A 16,205-nucleotide genomic window follows, 5' to 3' on the forward strand; every position below is an offset into this window, starting at 1 on the left:
AAAAATTAGAGTTAGAATTTAAATTGCTCAAATACTATGATTTATGTAGAAATAACGATTTTTTTCTTATAAAAGCATTCTATAACAGCTATAAATCTCAAAACAACATTCAAAAAACCGATCAAATCTATAAAAACATACTGTTTTACCTATTTTATGTTTTAACGTACTATGCATCTATTGAAAGAATTTGGATGCATTGGAGTAAAAACAGATGTTAGATCAAAACATTAAAACTCAATTAAAAGCTTATTTAGAACGTTTAGAAAGTCCAATCGAATTAGTTGCTGCTTTGGATGAATCAGATAAAGCTGCTCAAATTAAAGAGCTGGTTACCGAAATTGCTGAACTTTCTGACAAGGTCACTGCCCGTTTTGATGGCAACAATACACGTCGTCCAAGCTTTGGTGTGGCTAAAGCAGGCGAACAACCTCGTGTGTTCTTTGCCGGCTTACCAATGGGTCATGAGTTTACGTCTTTGATCTTGGCACTGTTACAGGTGTCTGGCTATGCGCCTAAAGTTTCTGATGAAGTGCTGAACCAGATTAAAGGTTTAAACCTGAAAGCCAACTTCGATGTATTTGTATCGCTAAGTTGTCATAACTGTCCGGACGTTGTGCAGGCGCTTAACCTGATTGCGATTTATAACCCGAACACCACCGCAACCATGATTGATGGTTCATTCTTCCAAGACGAAGTTGAACAACGCAAAATCATGGCGGTTCCAATGGTGTTCCAAGACAACGAACACATTGGTCAAGGCCGTATGACCCTTGAAGAAATCGTGGCGAAACTCGACACCAACTCTGCTGAAAAAAATGCAGCAGCGCTTAATGCCAAAGATGCCTTTGATGTATTGGTGATTGGTGGTGGACCTGCAGGGGCAACAGCTGCCATCTATGCAGCACGTAAAGGCATCAACACAGGTATTGTGGCTGAACGCTTCGGTGGTCAGGTCATGGATACCATGGACATTGAAAACTTCACGTCTGTGCAAAAGACTCAAGGTCCTAAGTTTGCTGCCGAAATGGAAGCCCATGTTCGTGAATACGATGTCGATATCATGAACCTGCAACGTGTGAGTAAAATTACAGGTGCAGACCAGACTACAAATGGCTTGGTTGAAGTTGAACTTGAAAATGGTGCAAAGCTTGAATCGAAAACAGTGATCCTTTCAACAGGTGCACGTTGGAGAGAAATGAACGTACCGGGTGAGCAAGAATACCGTACCCGTGGTGTAGCGTATTGCCCACACTGTGATGGTCCATTGTTCAAAGGTAAACGTGTTGCGGTGATTGGTGGTGGTAACTCTGGGGTTGAAGCTGCAATTGACCTTGCGGGAATTGTTGAGCATGTCACTTTGGTTGAATTTGACACTAAACTTCGTGCTGACCAAGTGTTGCAAAACAAATTGTATAGCTTGCCAAATACGACTGTGATTATGAATGCATTAAGTACAGAAGTGTTGGGTGATGGTTCACAAGTGACGGGTCTTAAATATAAAGATCGTGCGACTGATCAAGAGCATGTGGTAGAACTTGCAGGCATCTTTGTTCAGATTGGTTTGTTACCAAACACTGATTTCTTGAAAGACAGTGAGCTTGAATTAACCAATCGTGGTGAGATTATTGTCAATGACCGCAACGAAACCAATGTGAAAGGTGTGTTTGCTGCGGGTGACTGTACGACAGTTCCGTACAAGCAAATCATTATTGCCACAGGTGAAGGTGCTAAAGCATCACTCTCTGCTTTTGATTACATCATTCGTTCTGGCCAGTAAAATCATCAAACCATAATTATTTAAATCAAGCCTAGCATTACAAAATGCTAGGCTTTTTTAATATTAGAGTTACAACTCTTTAACAATTTTCGATCTTTATTAATTAGTTAGTTTATGTTTATATTTTAAACATCCATTTTTTGGATGCCTTAAATTAAAAAAGGAAAAACACAATGAATAAATTACTTGTTGCTTTAGGTCTTGCTGCGACCGTTGCTCTTGTTGGTTGTAATAAAGATAAAGCTCCAGAAACAGGTGCGACAACGGGTGAACACTTAGAAAATGCAGCTCAACAAGCAAGTGCAGATATCAAATCTGCTGGTGACAAGGCTGCAGACGATATTGCAACTGCAACTGATAATGCTACTGATAAAATCGACGCTGCTACAGATCACGCTGCTGATGCAACTGCTAATGCCGCTGCTCAAACTGAAGCGACTGCACGTAAAGCAACTGCTGATACAGCTCAAGCTGTTGAAAATACCGCTGCTGAAGTAAAAAAAGATGCTCAGCACTAATCTCCAGAATTAAAAAAGCCCCTGTTCATACAGGGGCTTTTTTTAGGCTTTAAAATCTTTTATGAAATTAAACCTTCATCACGCATCGCAATTTGTACAGATTGACGTTCTGCTACTTTATTACGCAATGCAATAATATGCTTATAAGGCGTTAAATCGTGCTCAATTGAGTTTGACCAATTTGTTAAAACAAATAGATAAGCATCTGCTGGACCGAAATTATCATTTACCAAATAATCGTAATCAGATTCAGATAAATAATTATCGATATATTTTAAAAGGCGATCAATTTCTGCATAAGCTTTGGTTTTTTCATCAGTTGTTAAAGGCGCCCCAAAGAAGACTGCATAAGCATCATGTAATTCAGAGTTTAAATACCCCAACCACTCCAATACTTTCGCACGACCCATACCAGATGGCGGAATTAAATCCTGCTTAGGGTCATGCTGAGCAAGAAACGGTAAAATCGCAACGTTTTCAGTTAACATTAAACCCGGGTTAATTTCTAAAGCAGGTACATATCCTTTTGGGTTAATCTCGTAATAATCTGCGCCTTTTTCTGTTTTATGTGTTTTTAAATTTACCCGTTCTAAGTCAAAATCAACATTAATTTCATTTAAAATAATATGTGCAGCTAAAGAACATGCGCCTGGCGAATAATATAATTTCATATCTGATCCTTGTTATCTCATATTAACGTTTTAAATTGCTTCTAGAAAACCTGCAAGGTTTGCACAATTCTTTAATTGTAAAAAAGCGTAAACTTATAAAATACTTACACCATCTAATATTCTTGAAAAAGTCATTCCTTGCAAGTTGTCTTGCGTGACGATTGTTTAAAATATGATAAAACACATTTGCGTCACGCAATTTTTCCGTTAATTACGCTTAAAAAGCTGGCTAAGCCAGTTCATTAATTCAGATAAGAAATCAAAAATACCATTTTTCTTATCATCATCGGGATGGCTTGAGTCTTTTCCATTTAAATCTAGATCGACAATTACAGGGTCGTGGTCCGAAGAACGATAAGCATCTTCACCATAGAACAATGCCTTTTGCTCATCCGTTTTATATTCTTCGTTGTAATCTAGAACGGTTGGCTCATCTGCATTGATATGCCATGCAAAGGTTCTGACTACTTTTGGATATAAAGCTGCGTCTGCAATTGCATGATCTAAGTTACCTGCTCCACCATTGCCGTTGGCATCACTCGCAACACCAAAAACATAGCTATATGCCTGAGTGCCCTGACCTACCTTAGCGTCATTAAGTAAAATTTTATAATTCGCTTTTTCAAATGACAAAATAGGTTCTTCTTTTGCGTAACTATTCATATCCCCGACAAGCAAAGCATTTTGCTTAGGTACTTGAGTTGGATTTTTCGCTAACCATTGAACAATTTGATCAACTGCTTTCACACGAGTTGGATTCCAGCAACCTTGACCATCTTTTTGGTCTGCATCACTAGAGTTAGCATCCACCCCACTACAGCTTTTAGATTTAAGATGGTTTGGAATAACGGTAAAGGTTTTATTACCACGAACTGCTTGGAAACTTTGCGCCAATGTCGTTCGGTTCTTGTCCCCTAAATCAAGCACAACAGGCTTATTTAATGGTTTAACACGTTTGCTGTTATAGATAATGGCAACCGCAATTGCATCAGTACCTAAACGATCCAGATTTTCAGGAACAACGTATTTCCAATCACTACCTAAAGCTTTGGTCAAATTAGCAATAGCACTGTCTGGACCATAACCGTTGTTGGTAATTTCCATCAAACCGTATACATCGGCATCAATCGCTTTGAGTGCACTCACAATTTTACGATGCTGTTTATCAAACTCAGCTTGGGTCGTTGCACCACGTTCTGTTGGGAAACCTGTTGCGCCGTTGTCATAATTCAAAACGTTAAATGAAGCAACACGAATATGATTGGCATTTTTGGTAAGGACACTTTGACGCGGATTTGGTTGAGCAATAACTTCAGGTTGATTGCGCCCAAGCACAGGTTGCACACGCCAACCATTAAAACGGTACTCTAAAATACCTTCAGCATTTTTAAGTTGATAACCCGAGCGTAGCGTATTGGCAGCACTAAAATTACTTGGTAACCATGGCGTACGGTTTTGGTTGTTATAACCATCATCAAAAATAATTTTCGATAATAAGTTTTTCTGAGCTAGGGCTTTGGCTTCAGGAGACAGCGCAGGAAATAAATTGGTTGGAATATATAAACGGCCTAAACTTAGCGATAACTCACCATAGCGACCATAATTATAGTTCTCACTCACCGTTAAAGTCTGAGGTAATTTGACCAACATACCTTGATAACGCTGCGGAGAATTAATTGAGCCACCTGTTAAACTAGCAAACGGAAGTTCAAGGCTAATCGGCTGAACCTGATTTGCCATATTGCTATTACAGGTTTGAATATCTTGTTGTAATTGATCTATCTGTAGCTGATTTTGGTAGCTTGTTAAACGGCCACGTAAAATAACTTCATCGCCAACTTGTCCACCTTTTACAGCGCTGCTATTTGGAATATAAATAAAAATTGCATTACTGACATTTGCTCTAGCCTTCGTATCAGGCGTCTGAACATAAAAACCAGAGAATCCATTGGCATAACGATAGTCAGCCGTAATCACACCACGCACAGTATAAGTCTGGTCTTGAGTTGCTGCCGCTAAGTCAGCAATCGCTGTATCTGAGCTTGAACAACTGACTGATTCAACTGGAGGCTGTGTTGTAGAGCCCGATAAATTTGAAAAGTCATTTCGGTTTGTCCAAGCCGACCATGAATGATCCAAATCAAATGCTGCTGTTGCATCAACACTTAAAGCTGGGTTTTCTGTTTCAATACGCTTAAAACTATTTCCGAGGCTTGAAACTGCCGTCCCCCATCCCGCTGCTGGGCGTTCACCAATCCGGCCAAAACGGTCTACAGGTGTACCTTTATAAACGAGTACAACGGCATCGTCACCATTAAAAGATAGCGCTGCAACCTGATTAACTTTGCTTCCAAGTTCTGTTTGCAACTCAGAGCGACCCACCAAAAACTTTTGCTTACTGGTTAACGTACCTTGTAAACGAAAAGTTGCTGTTTTTGCAGTTCCGCCATTATTAAATTGTTGAATCTCATAATCGGCTAAATTGACTGTAGTGCCATCTGGATTATAAATTTCCAAACCTTTTTTATTGCTGCTGCCATCAACATATTGGCTAAACATGAGCTGTGCCTGAGCAACAGAACTATATGAAAATGCGCCTAATGCACTTAAAAAGACCGAAAGTGTTCTTAATTGAAAAGTTTTCATGAGTAAAAATGTTCGTTTGAAATTTATATAGATTCATAGATTAAATATTGAACATGACATCTACATGAAGAAAAACACCGAAACATTTGACTTGACCACCCGAAGACTTAAAATACCGCATTTGAATTTCAATATTGCCAAGGTTATGTCGATCGATCAGTTAGAAACGCAAATTGCAGACTTAGACAATTTGCCTGAACACCGTGAAATTGTGACGTTTATGCGTCGTTCAGCACCACTTAATACGTCTCAACGCACGGCATTAGAACAACATCGCGATTTAATTTTGGAATATCCTGTTGGCGACTTACGTCAACACTTCGAACACCCAGAGCGTCCTTTAACTGTTGAAATCGGTTTTGGTATGGGTCGTTCGTTAGTACTTATGGCAAAAGCGAACCCTGAACGTAACTATGTGGGTATTGAAGTCCATGTACCTGGTATTGCTCAATGCCTATATGAAGCAGGTATAGCCGAAGTTAAAAACTTACGTGTACTTGATGCAGACGCGATTCAGGTTTTACGTGAAATGCCAGATAACAGCATTAACTGCGTACAACTTTACTTCCCTGACCCTTGGCAAAAGAAACGTCATTTTAAACGCCGTTTTGTTGCCCATGAGCGTATGCCATTGGTTGAACAAAAACTTGAGCTTGGCGGTACGTTCCATGCTGCAACAGATTGGGAACCGTACGCAGAATGGATGCTTGATGTATTAGATAACCGTCCAGACCTTGAAAATTTGGCAGGTAAAGGCAACAGTTACCCTCGCCCAGACTGGCGACCAGTGACTAAGTTTGAACGCCGTGGTATTGAGTCAGGTCATAAGATTAATGACTTTATTTTTAAAAAGATTAGGTAAATAATAAAAAGGCTTAGAATCACTCTAAGCCTTTTTTCTTTTGATTATAAAAAATTATATAAGTAAAAAATCTATCTTATTCACTGCGCCAATCTATTCATTTCTTCTTTCCAATTAATCATTGCCAATCGAGCCAAATCTAGATATTTATAGAAATACTTACTTGTCACACTAAAAATCGATAAGGACAACACATGCTAAAAATCTTAGGTCGCGATAACTCCATTAATGTTCGCAAAGTCTTATGGCTCTGCGAAGAATTAGATCTTGAATATGAAAGAGAAGATTGGGGAAGAGGCGTTCGTTCAGCACAATCTCCTGAATTTTTAGAATTAAACCCAAATGGGCAAATCCCTGTTGTTTTAGACGGTGATTTAGTACTTTGGCAGTCCAACAGTATTATCCGTTATCTAGCAAATGCTTATGACAAAGAGTATCTGCTTTACCCTACACAAGCGAAAGAAAGATTTTTTGTAGATCAATGGCTTGATTGGCAAGCGATAGAGCTGAATAACAGCTGGACTTATACGATTATGTCCCTGCTGAGACATTCACCAAATCACCAAGATCCAAACTTATTACAACAAGGTATTGATAACTGGAATCGTCATATGCAGATTCTCGATCAACAACTTGCAAAAACTCAAGCCTATGTTGCAGGTACAGAGTTCACTCTAGCTGATATTCCAATTGGTCTTTCTGTACAACGCTGGAAGGCAACGCCTTTTGACCATCCAACGCTTGACCATGTTGACCAATATTTTGAACGCTTAAATCAACGTGCGGGATTTTTAAAATGGGGAAATAACGGTGAACCTTAATTTTTAAATGAGCTTTAAGCTGAGTGATGGCGTTGTAAGATGCCATCACTTAAAAGTTGATAGACCTGTTTTAAATCATCTCGTTCTGCTTGAGCTAATAAGTTTTGATGCATGGTCAAGATATTTTGATCGCCTCGTACTGCGGGCCCAGTTTGCATGTGCTTTGGATCATTTTCAGTAGCTTTTTTTGCTGTTTCCAGAATTAAAGGATAAAGCAAGCTAAAGTCGACCTGCTCTTCATCTGTAACCTGCTTTGCCATGTCAAAACAATAATTACTAAAATTACAGGCAAACACTGCCGCCAAATGCAAAGTTAAGCGCTGCTTTGAGGTGTATTGATATACTCGATTACTTAGGCTATTTGCTAAATCTGAAAGTAAGATTAAGTCATCTTTATAAATTGCTTCAACAAACAACGGCGTTGCAGACCAGTCAACCTCTCTTTCAAAGCTAAATGTTTGTAATGGATAAAACACCCCTGCTTTTTCATGCACATGACTGATGACTTCAATATTAGTGCTACCCGAAGTGTGGACAATAAGTATTTCAGGAAATAATTCATGAACCTGTTTTGCAAGCTCAGCAATTGCACTATCTGAAACTGCCAGAATAATTAAATCAGATATTTGAAAATCTTGAAGAGACTGGCATGCTTTCGCTTGAATTTTCTCTGCAAATTTTTGGGTTTTATCAAAATCACGTGCATAGACTTGTACGATGTTATGCCCTTGAGCCAAGAGTACCTTTGCCAAATGAAAGGCAACTCGTCCACTTCCTATCAAACTGATTTTCATTTTAACCCAACACTATTTATCTCTATAAAAAAAGCTTCTCAAAATGAGAAGCTTTTTTCAAATTAAAATAACTAATTTTTCATAAATCAGTCGATTATTGGGCTACTGAAAACTCAATACGACGGTTTTTAAAGCGACCTTCATCAGTTGTATTTTCAGCAACCGGTTGATCAGAACCATGACCCTGTGCAACTAATTTAGACGCATCTACACCTTTAGATGTTAAATAATCTACAACTGCTTGAGCACGACGTTGAGACAAAGCTTTATTTGCAGCAGCATTACCAGTTGAGTCGGTATGACCACCTACATTTAATTTGACGCTAGTCACTTTATTTAAAAGTGTTGCAGCTTGATCAAGAATGGCTTTGTTATCTGCAGGTATATCACTTGAACCACTCGCAAAATTAATAATTTGCAAGTTAAGCGCTTTGACCAAAGCATTTACATCGACATTGTTCGGGTCAATTGAGCCTAGAGCAGTTTGCGAAGCAGTTAAGCTATTGCTTACAGATTGCTCAGCTGTTGCTGGTGCTGTACCAACAACCTCAGTATGTGGCACCAATGCTTTTACTTTTGCAGTTAAAGCTTCTAATGCTGCCGCATCGCCCGCTTTCAAAGTAATTTTGTCGCCAACCCATTCTAAAGATGCATTTGGCACACCTTTTAATGCACCTAACACACCTGCAAGCGCATCTTTATCTGTAAATGAAGCCGCATAAGTTTGGCTTGTATCTACATTACAATCTTGAGTTGTCGAAAAAACCTTCTTAACGTTGGTTTGTAGCGTTGCCAAGAAGCCTTGATCACCAATCCCAGCCTGACACTGACTCACTGCCCCTTTATCATCTGTACTTAAAGTTAAGCTAGCGGGTGCAGCAGCAGCTTCAACACCACTTGCAGCTGACGGTTCTGGTGCTGGTACAGCTTCTTTATGCTGACAAGAACGCCATAGCCAAGCAATGATAAGACCCAAAATAATGAGGGCAATAATGGGCAAAAACCCACGAGACTTACCTGTATTTTCAGTTGCTGCAGCTAATGGTGGAGCTGTTGAAGTTGAATGAGGAACCGAAGATAAGCCTGCACCAACACCTAAAGGCGCTAATAGACCCACTGCCCATGCTGGTAAATATGAACGAATAGTATCTGCATGTTGGCGCAAGTAATTCACAATACTTTGTTGATCATTTCCGGCAACATCTGAAATTGCATTAAGGCTAGGTTTAATTGCACTGTTGAGTGTACTTTCTATTTCATTATTTGGTGCTGTACCGCTTAAATGGGTAAGCACGGTATTCTTGATTTGGTCATTATGAGAAAAAAGGTCTGATAAAGAAGGAGCCAAACTGTTTTTCAATTGTCCGATAAGATCAGGTTTAGCAGCTAATAATGAAAGTAAAATTGGATAAAACTTAGATAAAGCATTCGATTTTTCGCCTAGGTATCCATCCTGTTCATCTAATAATATTGAAGATACTTTTTCTTTAAGCAATTCTATAGGGTTTATCGACATTGGTTATTCTCCCGAATCTTATACGTCGTAACCAGCAACTTTTGATTATTCAAATAGTTCTCTTTGCTGATAGTTTTTTATTCTAATCTTCCTTCAACCTTTTGTTGTTTTTTATATAATTTATATACAATTTTCCATCTAGTATTTACAAAACAGGCAGATCGTATTGATCTGCCTGTTTATATTTTAAAATTACTTTAACTAATCGTCTGATTATTTAGCAAAAGTCTGAAGCACTTTACCCGTTAAGGTTTGTCCTAACAAAGGGGTGTTTTTCCCTTGCGATAAAATAGTATCTTTGCTTACTGTCCAGTTTAAAGCAGGATCTACCAATACCCATCCGGCTTCATCTTCCCAACGTGAGGTCATATTGGCAACCTGCGCTGGTACGCTCGTTACTTTAGCAACCCATTCGAGTGGTTCGAATAAACCCTCATTAATGAGTTGAATCCCTAAAGATACATAGGTATCAAAAGCTGTAATACCCGGCTGAGTTTCTGCAAATGGCGCCATTTTTGCCGAACTGCTTAAAGGCTCATGGTGCGTACAAATTGCATCAATTACACCTTCTTTTAATCCTTGACGTAAAAGTTCTTTATCTTGCTCAGAACGTAATGGTGGGCGAACGTGTGCAAGTGAATTAAAACCGTCTATTAAATGTTCAGTTAAATGTAGCTGGTGCATTGCAACATCGGCAGTCACAGGTAAGCCCTTTGCTTTAGCAGCACGAATTAGGTCAACCGATGCACCACAAGACAACAAACCAAAGTGAGCTTTTACGCCAGTTGCTTCAATCATAAGCAAATATTTGGCAATCGCTACAGTTTCAGCAAGCGCCGGAATCATTGGCAGACCTTGGCGAGAAGCAATAAAACCTTCGTGTGTACATCCATCTTTAGCAATCTGTGGTTCTTCGGCATAGAACACAACCGTTAAGCCAAGACCCGCTGCATATTCCAAAGTACGAATAACCACATCATCATTTTCAAAAGCGGCGTTGGCATTTGAAACAGCAGTACAACCACCCTTTTTCAAGCCAGCCATATTTGCAGGTTGTTTACCATTTAAGCCTTGCGTCTGAGCACCAATGATATGCATATGAATGCCACCATCAAGCCATGCCTTTTCAATCAAGCCATGAATGAGGGCACCGTTGTCTTGTACAATCGGCTTTGAGTCTGGTGGGGTAATGACATGCAGAATACCATTAGCACGTGCTGCCTTACCTTCAGATTTAAGTGTACCGTGTTGCTGTTGGCCAGGTTCACGTAAACGTGCGCACAAATCAACCATGGTTGGCATTAACCATTTGCCTTGGCCATCAAGTGTTTGTTCAACTTGCTCTACTGGAGCAATCAGCTTGCCATTTTGAATATATACAGTTTGTACGTTGTCTGTTTTCTGGATTGGGTCTAACACACGTACATTTTCAATTTTTACAATACTCATGTGATCCATTCCTTACAACGTAATCGCTTCAATTAAACCTTGCTCTTGGAGTTGGCCTTGCATTGACAGTGCCAACACAGCCATACGTACAGCAATACCGTTGGTTACTTGTTTTAAAATAACCGACTGGTCTCCATCCGCAACACTTGAGTCAATTTCCACACCACGATTCATTGGCCCCGGATGCATCACGATACAGTCCGGTTTAGCCAAACCAAGACGTTCTTTGTTTAGGCCATACATTCGGTAGAATTCAGACTGTGAAGATAATGCTGGAGAGTCAATACGCTCATTTTGAATACGTAGAGCAATAATCACATCACAATCTGTGATCCCTGCATCCATGTTGTTAAACAAACGGACATGTTCGCCATATTCGGAAAAGCCCACTGGTAATAACGTATTCGGTGCAATCACACGAATATCTTTACAGCCTAGTGTTTGTAATGCAGCCACATCAGAACGTGCTACACGAGAATGTTTAATGTCACCAATAATGGCAACGCTCAACTCTTCAAACGGTTTCTTTGTTTCACGGCGAATTGTAAGCATATCGAGCATCGCTTGCGTTGGGTGGGCATGACGACCATCTCCAGCATTAATAATCGCGACCTTTGGACACACATCTTTAGCAATGAAATGTGCAGCACCCGAAGATGAATGGCGGACAACAAAAATATCTGCAGCCATTGCTTCAAGGTTCCAGAGCGTATCTCGTAGTGTTTCACCTTTTGATGTACTTGAACGTGCAATATCAATATTCAATACATTGGCAGACAAGCGTTTTGCTGCTGCTTCAAAAGTAGTACGAGTACGGGTGGAGTTTTCAAAGAAAAGATTCATCACCGTCAACCCTTCTAAGAGCGGACGGTTAATTAAATTATTATTATCATCTAAAAAGCTTTGTGCGGTATCTAAAATCTTAGTGAGGTTTTCTTTTGAAAGCCCCTCAATTGTTAAAAAATGTTTTAAATTTCCGTCTTGATTGAGCTGAACCTGACTCGGCTGATGCAACGCTGCAATATGCATAATGGATTCCTATGGGTCGAATCGCGAAAACGTGCATAGTGTAGCTGAATTCCGCTCTTTTCGCAGAAGAACTTTACAGAATAAGGCCCTAAATTGACCAGAAAATTTAAGACCGTGATCTAGACTATCTCAATGCACCTATATAATGGTGTGGAACTTGTGCCCGATAAATTTCTTCGGCGGTGATTTCTGAATCTTCATCGGCTTTAACAATAGCAATTTTTTCTTTTTCAGAAGGTTCAGGTAGCGTGTCTACCAACATTTTTAATCTCTCAACGCATCGTCTTAAATCGTCATCCTCTGTTTCTAATGCCAGCGCAATTACATACTTTGCGTAATCTTTATTTTGAATCACGTACATTGCATCTATTACTCGCCCTGTCACTCTACGCATACGTACATATATTTGTGTGGTTACTGAAAAAGCATCCGCATTAGCAATAAAACCATTCCCCATCATGTCTTTCATTTATAACATCCCCATCCATTAAAATTATAAAAATGGTTAAAAACCGACTATGTCTGTTAAATAAATAACCATCCATAATATTGGTCTAGCAAAATACATACCATTTTCAAGCTATTCCTCTTTAAAAATCAGTTTATTGGTTGCTAAATGATAGGTTGCAATAATTTAAAAACCTTTAGGCATCAAAATACGTTAAACTTTGCATCGTTAATATTTATATGTTTTGGTCAATCGAGTTTATGAATACCTCTTTACGTTTAAACCACTATTGGATTACTTGTGCTGATGGTTTAGAACCCCTCTTACAAGAAGAAATAGAACAACTTGGCACCAAAGTGACAGAACGTAAAGCAGGACGTTTAATCATTGAAGGGACGCTTGAAGAAGCTTACCGCATTTGTATGTGGTCGCGTCTCGCTTCTCGTGTTTTACTTCCTATTCATACGTATGAACTTGAATTTACGCATGATGCCCGTGATGTAGCAGAAGAGCTTTATGAAGGCGCAATGAGCTTTGATTGGTCGCTTATTTTTGCACCACAAAGTACTTTCGCAATCCGCTTACATGCAGAACGTGAAATTATGGTAAATACGCAATTTGCTACATTGCGTGTAAAAGATGGCGTTGTTGATTCCTTTATGGAAGCTGTAGGTCGCCGTCCTAGCATTGACACCAAACAACCAGAAATTACGATATATGCTTTGGCAGGTAAAACTGAACATACTTACTGCCTAGATTTATCAGGTGACTCGCTACATAAACGTGGCTACCGTCGTTTTATGACGGATGCACCAATTAAAGAAAACCTTGCTGCTGCAATTTTACAAAAAGCTCAGCTCAAACAGCGTAATCCAGAGATTATACTTGACCCAATGTGTGGTTCAGGCACATTTATCATTGAAGCATTAATGATTTTAACTGACCGTGCACCAGGACTTGTTCGCCGTTTCGGATTTAATGGCTGGCATGGTCATGACCGCGACCTTTGGCTTTCAATTAAAGCAGAAGCAGCAGAGCGTCACGAAAAGGCACTTGAGTTACCTTTACCTAAATTTTATGCCTACGATGCAGACTGGGAAGCGATTAAAGCAACCCGTGAAAATATTATTGCGGCAGGTTTTGAAAATGTATTAGGCCAGATTCAAATCGAAGAACGTACTTTAGCTGACTGGCCAGATTTTGCTGCTGAAGGCAAAACTGCATTTATTGTGACTAACCCGCCGTATGGTGAACGTTTAGGTGAAAAAGCTTCAAACCGTTCTCTATACTTAGGTTTATCAGCACTTTTACAAAAACATTTTCCAAATCAATATGCAGCAATTATTGCAGCTCAAATTGAACAATCTGATGTTTTAGCGTTTGAAGCACCTGAAACTTTACGTTTAATGAATGGTAAGTTGCCAATTTATATCCGTTTCGGTGTAATCAAACCAGAAAAAGTGAATCAACCATTTTTAGTGAATTGGCAAGCTCAACCAATTGAAATGGAAGAAGCACAAGACTTCGCTAATCGTTTGCAAAAAAATATGATTGCCTTGAAAAAATGGGCAACTAAAGAAAATATTTATTGCTTACGTTTGTATGATGCAGACTTACCTGACTTTAATGTCGCTGTTGACTTATATGGTGACCGTTTACACGTTCAGGAATATGCACCACCAAAAACAATTGATCCAGAAAAAGCTAAAAAACGTTTTAATTTAGCGCTTGCTGCGATTCGTGCTGTTACTGGTTTAAACCGCGATGCCATTTTTATTAAGACACGTGCACGTCAAACTGGTACAACTCAATATACGAAACAAAGTACGGCTTCAAAACGTTTTATCGTTCAAGAAGGTAAAGCTAAAATTTTAGTTAACCTAACTGATTATCTCGATACAGGTTTGTTCCTTGACCACCGTCAAATGCGTTTACGTATTGCTCAAGAAGCACGTGGTAAACACTTCTTGAACCTATATAGTTATACGTCTACTGCAAGCTTACATGCTGCACTGGGCGGTGCTGCCAGCACAACAAGTGTAGATTTGTCGAACACCTACTTAAACTGGTCAAAAGAAAACTTCGTTTTAAATGGCTTAACTGTAGATCACCCAGATGAACAACACATGTTCTTTGCCAGTGACTGTTTTGAGTGGTTAAAAGAGGGTCATGAACAATACGACCTTATTTTTATTGACCCACCAACATTCTCAAACTCGAAAAAATTCTATGGTACATTCGATGTACAACGTGACCATGTTTCACTTATTAAACGCGCAATGAACCGTTTGCACAGTGAAGGTACGCTCTATTTCTCGAATAACTATCGCGGTTTTGAAATGGATGAAGAAATTGAAGCTATTTTTCAGATTGAAGAAATCACTTCTGAAACCATCGGCCTTGATTTTAAACGTAACCAAAAAATCCACCGTGCATGGAAAATTCAGCACCCTGCTCTAGATCAATATTAATGAAACTAGAGGTTATTATTACTTCACGGTAATAATAACCTCGCCATGAACATTTTTTGACTCAAAATCATATTTAGTAAATCGATCTGCTCTTTCAGGTAATGCAATCATTTCTAACTTCTTCTTTTCTTTATTATCAATAACATGATTCTGTTTTTGTTCTTGATAAGGCGAAAGTACGCTAGTTCTAAGCGCATTCCATCGAACTTGCTGTAAATAGTTATCTCCTAATGCCTGCCGCACTTGTTGTTGTTCTATCGCAGGTTTTTTGGCATCGTCCTGAGCTTTCGCAATAATGACGGGTAAAGACGTGGTTATCGCTCCTGTTTGAGTTGCAAGCGCACTTTCTGACATTGGTTGTGCTGCCCATGTATTTGATAATAATACAGATACACCGCTCAAAATTCCCAGCATATACCCTTGTTTATTGTTCATTTCATTCATCCTAAAATTGTTATTGTTTGTTATATCGAACAAAATTAACAATTTTTTGAGCATGTCGCAATGTTATAAATAAACTTCCCGACCATTAACATGGATCATTTTAAAATCTGATTTTTTTCACAGAGATTTTTGAATATTCAATTCGTTTTATAGATTGTTATCTCAGACTTGAACGATACCTCTAAATCACTTACTGTGATTTTATAATTTATTTGTATTTGATTTTATTTATAAGTAGACACAATACGAGGTGACATAATGCTTCAGCAGTGCTGCCAATTATTAGAAAATCTTCAACTTAAAGTCGCATTTATTGAAAGTGCCAGTTCTGGTTATTTGACTAGCCAATTTTCCATTCATAAAAATAGCGGTGCAGATATTTTACTCGGCGGTTTAGTCAGTTATGACCCCAGTATTAAAGTTAGTATTTTAAATATCAATCCAAAGTTAATAGAGACTTACACAGCAGAGTCACCACAAGTCACAGAAGAAATGTGTAAGCTGGGTCAAACGTTATTTCAACAAGCCGATCTTATTGTAAGTTGTACTGGTCTATTAAAATCTGGAGGGAGTGAAACTCCAGAAAAGCCTGTAGGTACTTTTTTTATCTGCATTTCTTATCAAGAGCGTATTTATCATTACCATTATTTTTTATCTGGCCACCCCGAACAAAAATTAAGAACATTAACTCAGAAAGTTTCAGATGCCGTAGTTGCTTTACTCACATCAACAACACATACAGCCTCACCATAAAAA

General features: G+C 38.9%; 14 protein-coding genes. 6 read left to right on the forward strand and 8 right to left on the reverse strand.

Going from position 1 to position 16,205, the window contains the following annotated elements; translation table 11 throughout:
* Window positions 1-214: 214 nt before the first annotated feature.
* Both ahpF and AC2117_RS12605 read left to right on the forward strand, forming a co-directional pair.
* Window positions 215-1,780 (forward strand): alkyl hydroperoxide reductase subunit F, encoded by a 1,566-nt coding sequence (gene ahpF, locus AC2117_RS12600; protein WP_133974514.1) that lies wholly within the window; start codon window positions 215-217, stop codon window positions 1,778-1,780.
* A 173-nt stretch (window positions 1,781-1,953) separates the two neighbouring features.
* Window positions 1,954-2,298 (forward strand): hypothetical protein, encoded by a 345-nt coding sequence (locus tag AC2117_RS12605; protein WP_042897933.1) that lies wholly within the window; start codon window positions 1,954-1,956, stop codon window positions 2,296-2,298.
* A gap of 59 nt (window positions 2,299-2,357) precedes the next feature.
* On the opposite strand, the gene AC2117_RS12610 is transcribed toward AC2117_RS12605, so the two are convergent.
* Window positions 2,358-2,969 (reverse strand): glutathione binding-like protein, encoded by a 612-nt coding sequence (locus AC2117_RS12610; RefSeq protein ID WP_133974516.1) that lies wholly within the window; start codon window positions 2,967-2,969, stop codon window positions 2,358-2,360.
* Between the two features lie 207 nt (window positions 2,970-3,176).
* Window positions 3,177-5,615: an ExeM/NucH family extracellular endonuclease gene (locus AC2117_RS12615; RefSeq protein ID WP_133974518.1), complete on the reverse strand. Its 2,439-nt coding sequence runs from the start codon at window positions 5,613-5,615 to the stop codon at window positions 3,177-3,179.
* A 145-nt stretch (window positions 5,616-5,760) separates the two neighbouring features.
* On the opposite strand from AC2117_RS12615, the gene trmB reads away from it, so the two are divergent.
* Together trmB and AC2117_RS12625 are read left to right on the forward strand one after the other, a co-directional pair.
* The gene (gene trmB, locus AC2117_RS12620) at window positions 5,761-6,477 is read left to right on the forward strand and encodes a tRNA (guanosine(46)-N7)-methyltransferase TrmB (protein ID WP_133976356.1); all 717 of its coding nucleotides are present in this window, start codon (window positions 5,761-5,763) and stop codon (window positions 6,475-6,477) included.
* 194 nt (window positions 6,478-6,671) lie between these two features.
* Window positions 6,672-7,298 (forward strand): glutathione S-transferase family protein, encoded by a 627-nt coding sequence (locus AC2117_RS12625; protein ID WP_133974520.1) that lies wholly within the window; start codon window positions 6,672-6,674, stop codon window positions 7,296-7,298.
* A gap of 14 nt (window positions 7,299-7,312) precedes the next feature.
* Here the strand turns inward: AC2117_RS12625 and AC2117_RS12630 are convergent, their stop codons facing one another.
* The 5 genes from AC2117_RS12630 to AC2117_RS12650 form a co-directional block, all read right to left on the reverse strand.
* Window positions 7,313-8,092 (reverse strand): Rossmann-like and DUF2520 domain-containing protein, encoded by a 780-nt coding sequence (locus tag AC2117_RS12630; RefSeq protein WP_133974522.1) that lies wholly within the window; start codon window positions 8,090-8,092, stop codon window positions 7,313-7,315.
* A gap of 94 nt (window positions 8,093-8,186) precedes the next feature.
* Window positions 8,187-9,608, reverse strand: coding sequence for an OmpA family protein (locus AC2117_RS12635; RefSeq protein WP_133974524.1), 1,422 nt, complete (start codon window positions 9,606-9,608; stop codon window positions 8,187-8,189).
* 213 nt (window positions 9,609-9,821) lie between these two features.
* A complete protein-coding gene (locus tag AC2117_RS12640; RefSeq protein ID WP_197730916.1) occupies window positions 9,822-11,057 on the reverse strand; it encodes a dihydroorotase in 1,236 nt (411 codons plus the stop codon).
* Window positions 11,058-11,069: 12 nt separating this feature from the next.
* Window positions 11,070-12,086: an aspartate carbamoyltransferase catalytic subunit gene (locus tag AC2117_RS12645; protein ID WP_133974528.1), complete on the reverse strand. Its 1,017-nt coding sequence runs from the start codon at window positions 12,084-12,086 to the stop codon at window positions 11,070-11,072.
* Window positions 12,087-12,210: 124 nt separating this feature from the next.
* Window positions 12,211-12,555, reverse strand: coding sequence for a hypothetical protein (locus AC2117_RS12650; protein ID WP_133974530.1), 345 nt, complete (start codon window positions 12,553-12,555; stop codon window positions 12,211-12,213).
* A gap of 239 nt (window positions 12,556-12,794) precedes the next feature.
* Here AC2117_RS12650 and rlmKL point away from each other — a divergent pair, with 239 nt between their 5' ends.
* A complete protein-coding gene (gene rlmKL, locus AC2117_RS12655) occupies window positions 12,795-15,005 on the forward strand; it encodes a bifunctional 23S rRNA (guanine(2069)-N(7))-methyltransferase RlmK/23S rRNA (guanine(2445)-N(2))-methyltransferase RlmL (RefSeq protein WP_042897915.1) in 2,211 nt (736 codons plus the stop codon).
* An 18-nt stretch (window positions 15,006-15,023) separates the two neighbouring features.
* Here the strand turns inward: rlmKL and AC2117_RS12660 are convergent, their stop codons facing one another.
* Window positions 15,024-15,440, reverse strand: coding sequence for a hypothetical protein (locus AC2117_RS12660; RefSeq protein WP_042897912.1), 417 nt, complete (start codon window positions 15,438-15,440; stop codon window positions 15,024-15,026).
* A 267-nt stretch (window positions 15,441-15,707) separates the two neighbouring features.
* On the opposite strand from AC2117_RS12660, the gene AC2117_RS12665 reads away from it, so the two are divergent.
* Window positions 15,708-16,202: a CinA family protein gene (locus tag AC2117_RS12665; protein ID WP_133974532.1), complete on the forward strand. Its 495-nt coding sequence runs from the start codon at window positions 15,708-15,710 to the stop codon at window positions 16,200-16,202.
* The last annotated feature ends 3 nt before the right edge of the window (window positions 16,203-16,205 follow it).

The sequence above is a fragment of the Acinetobacter calcoaceticus genome (genome assembly GCF_900520355.1).
GTDB classification, from domain to species: domain Bacteria; phylum Pseudomonadota; class Gammaproteobacteria; order Pseudomonadales; family Moraxellaceae; genus Acinetobacter; species Acinetobacter calcoaceticus_C.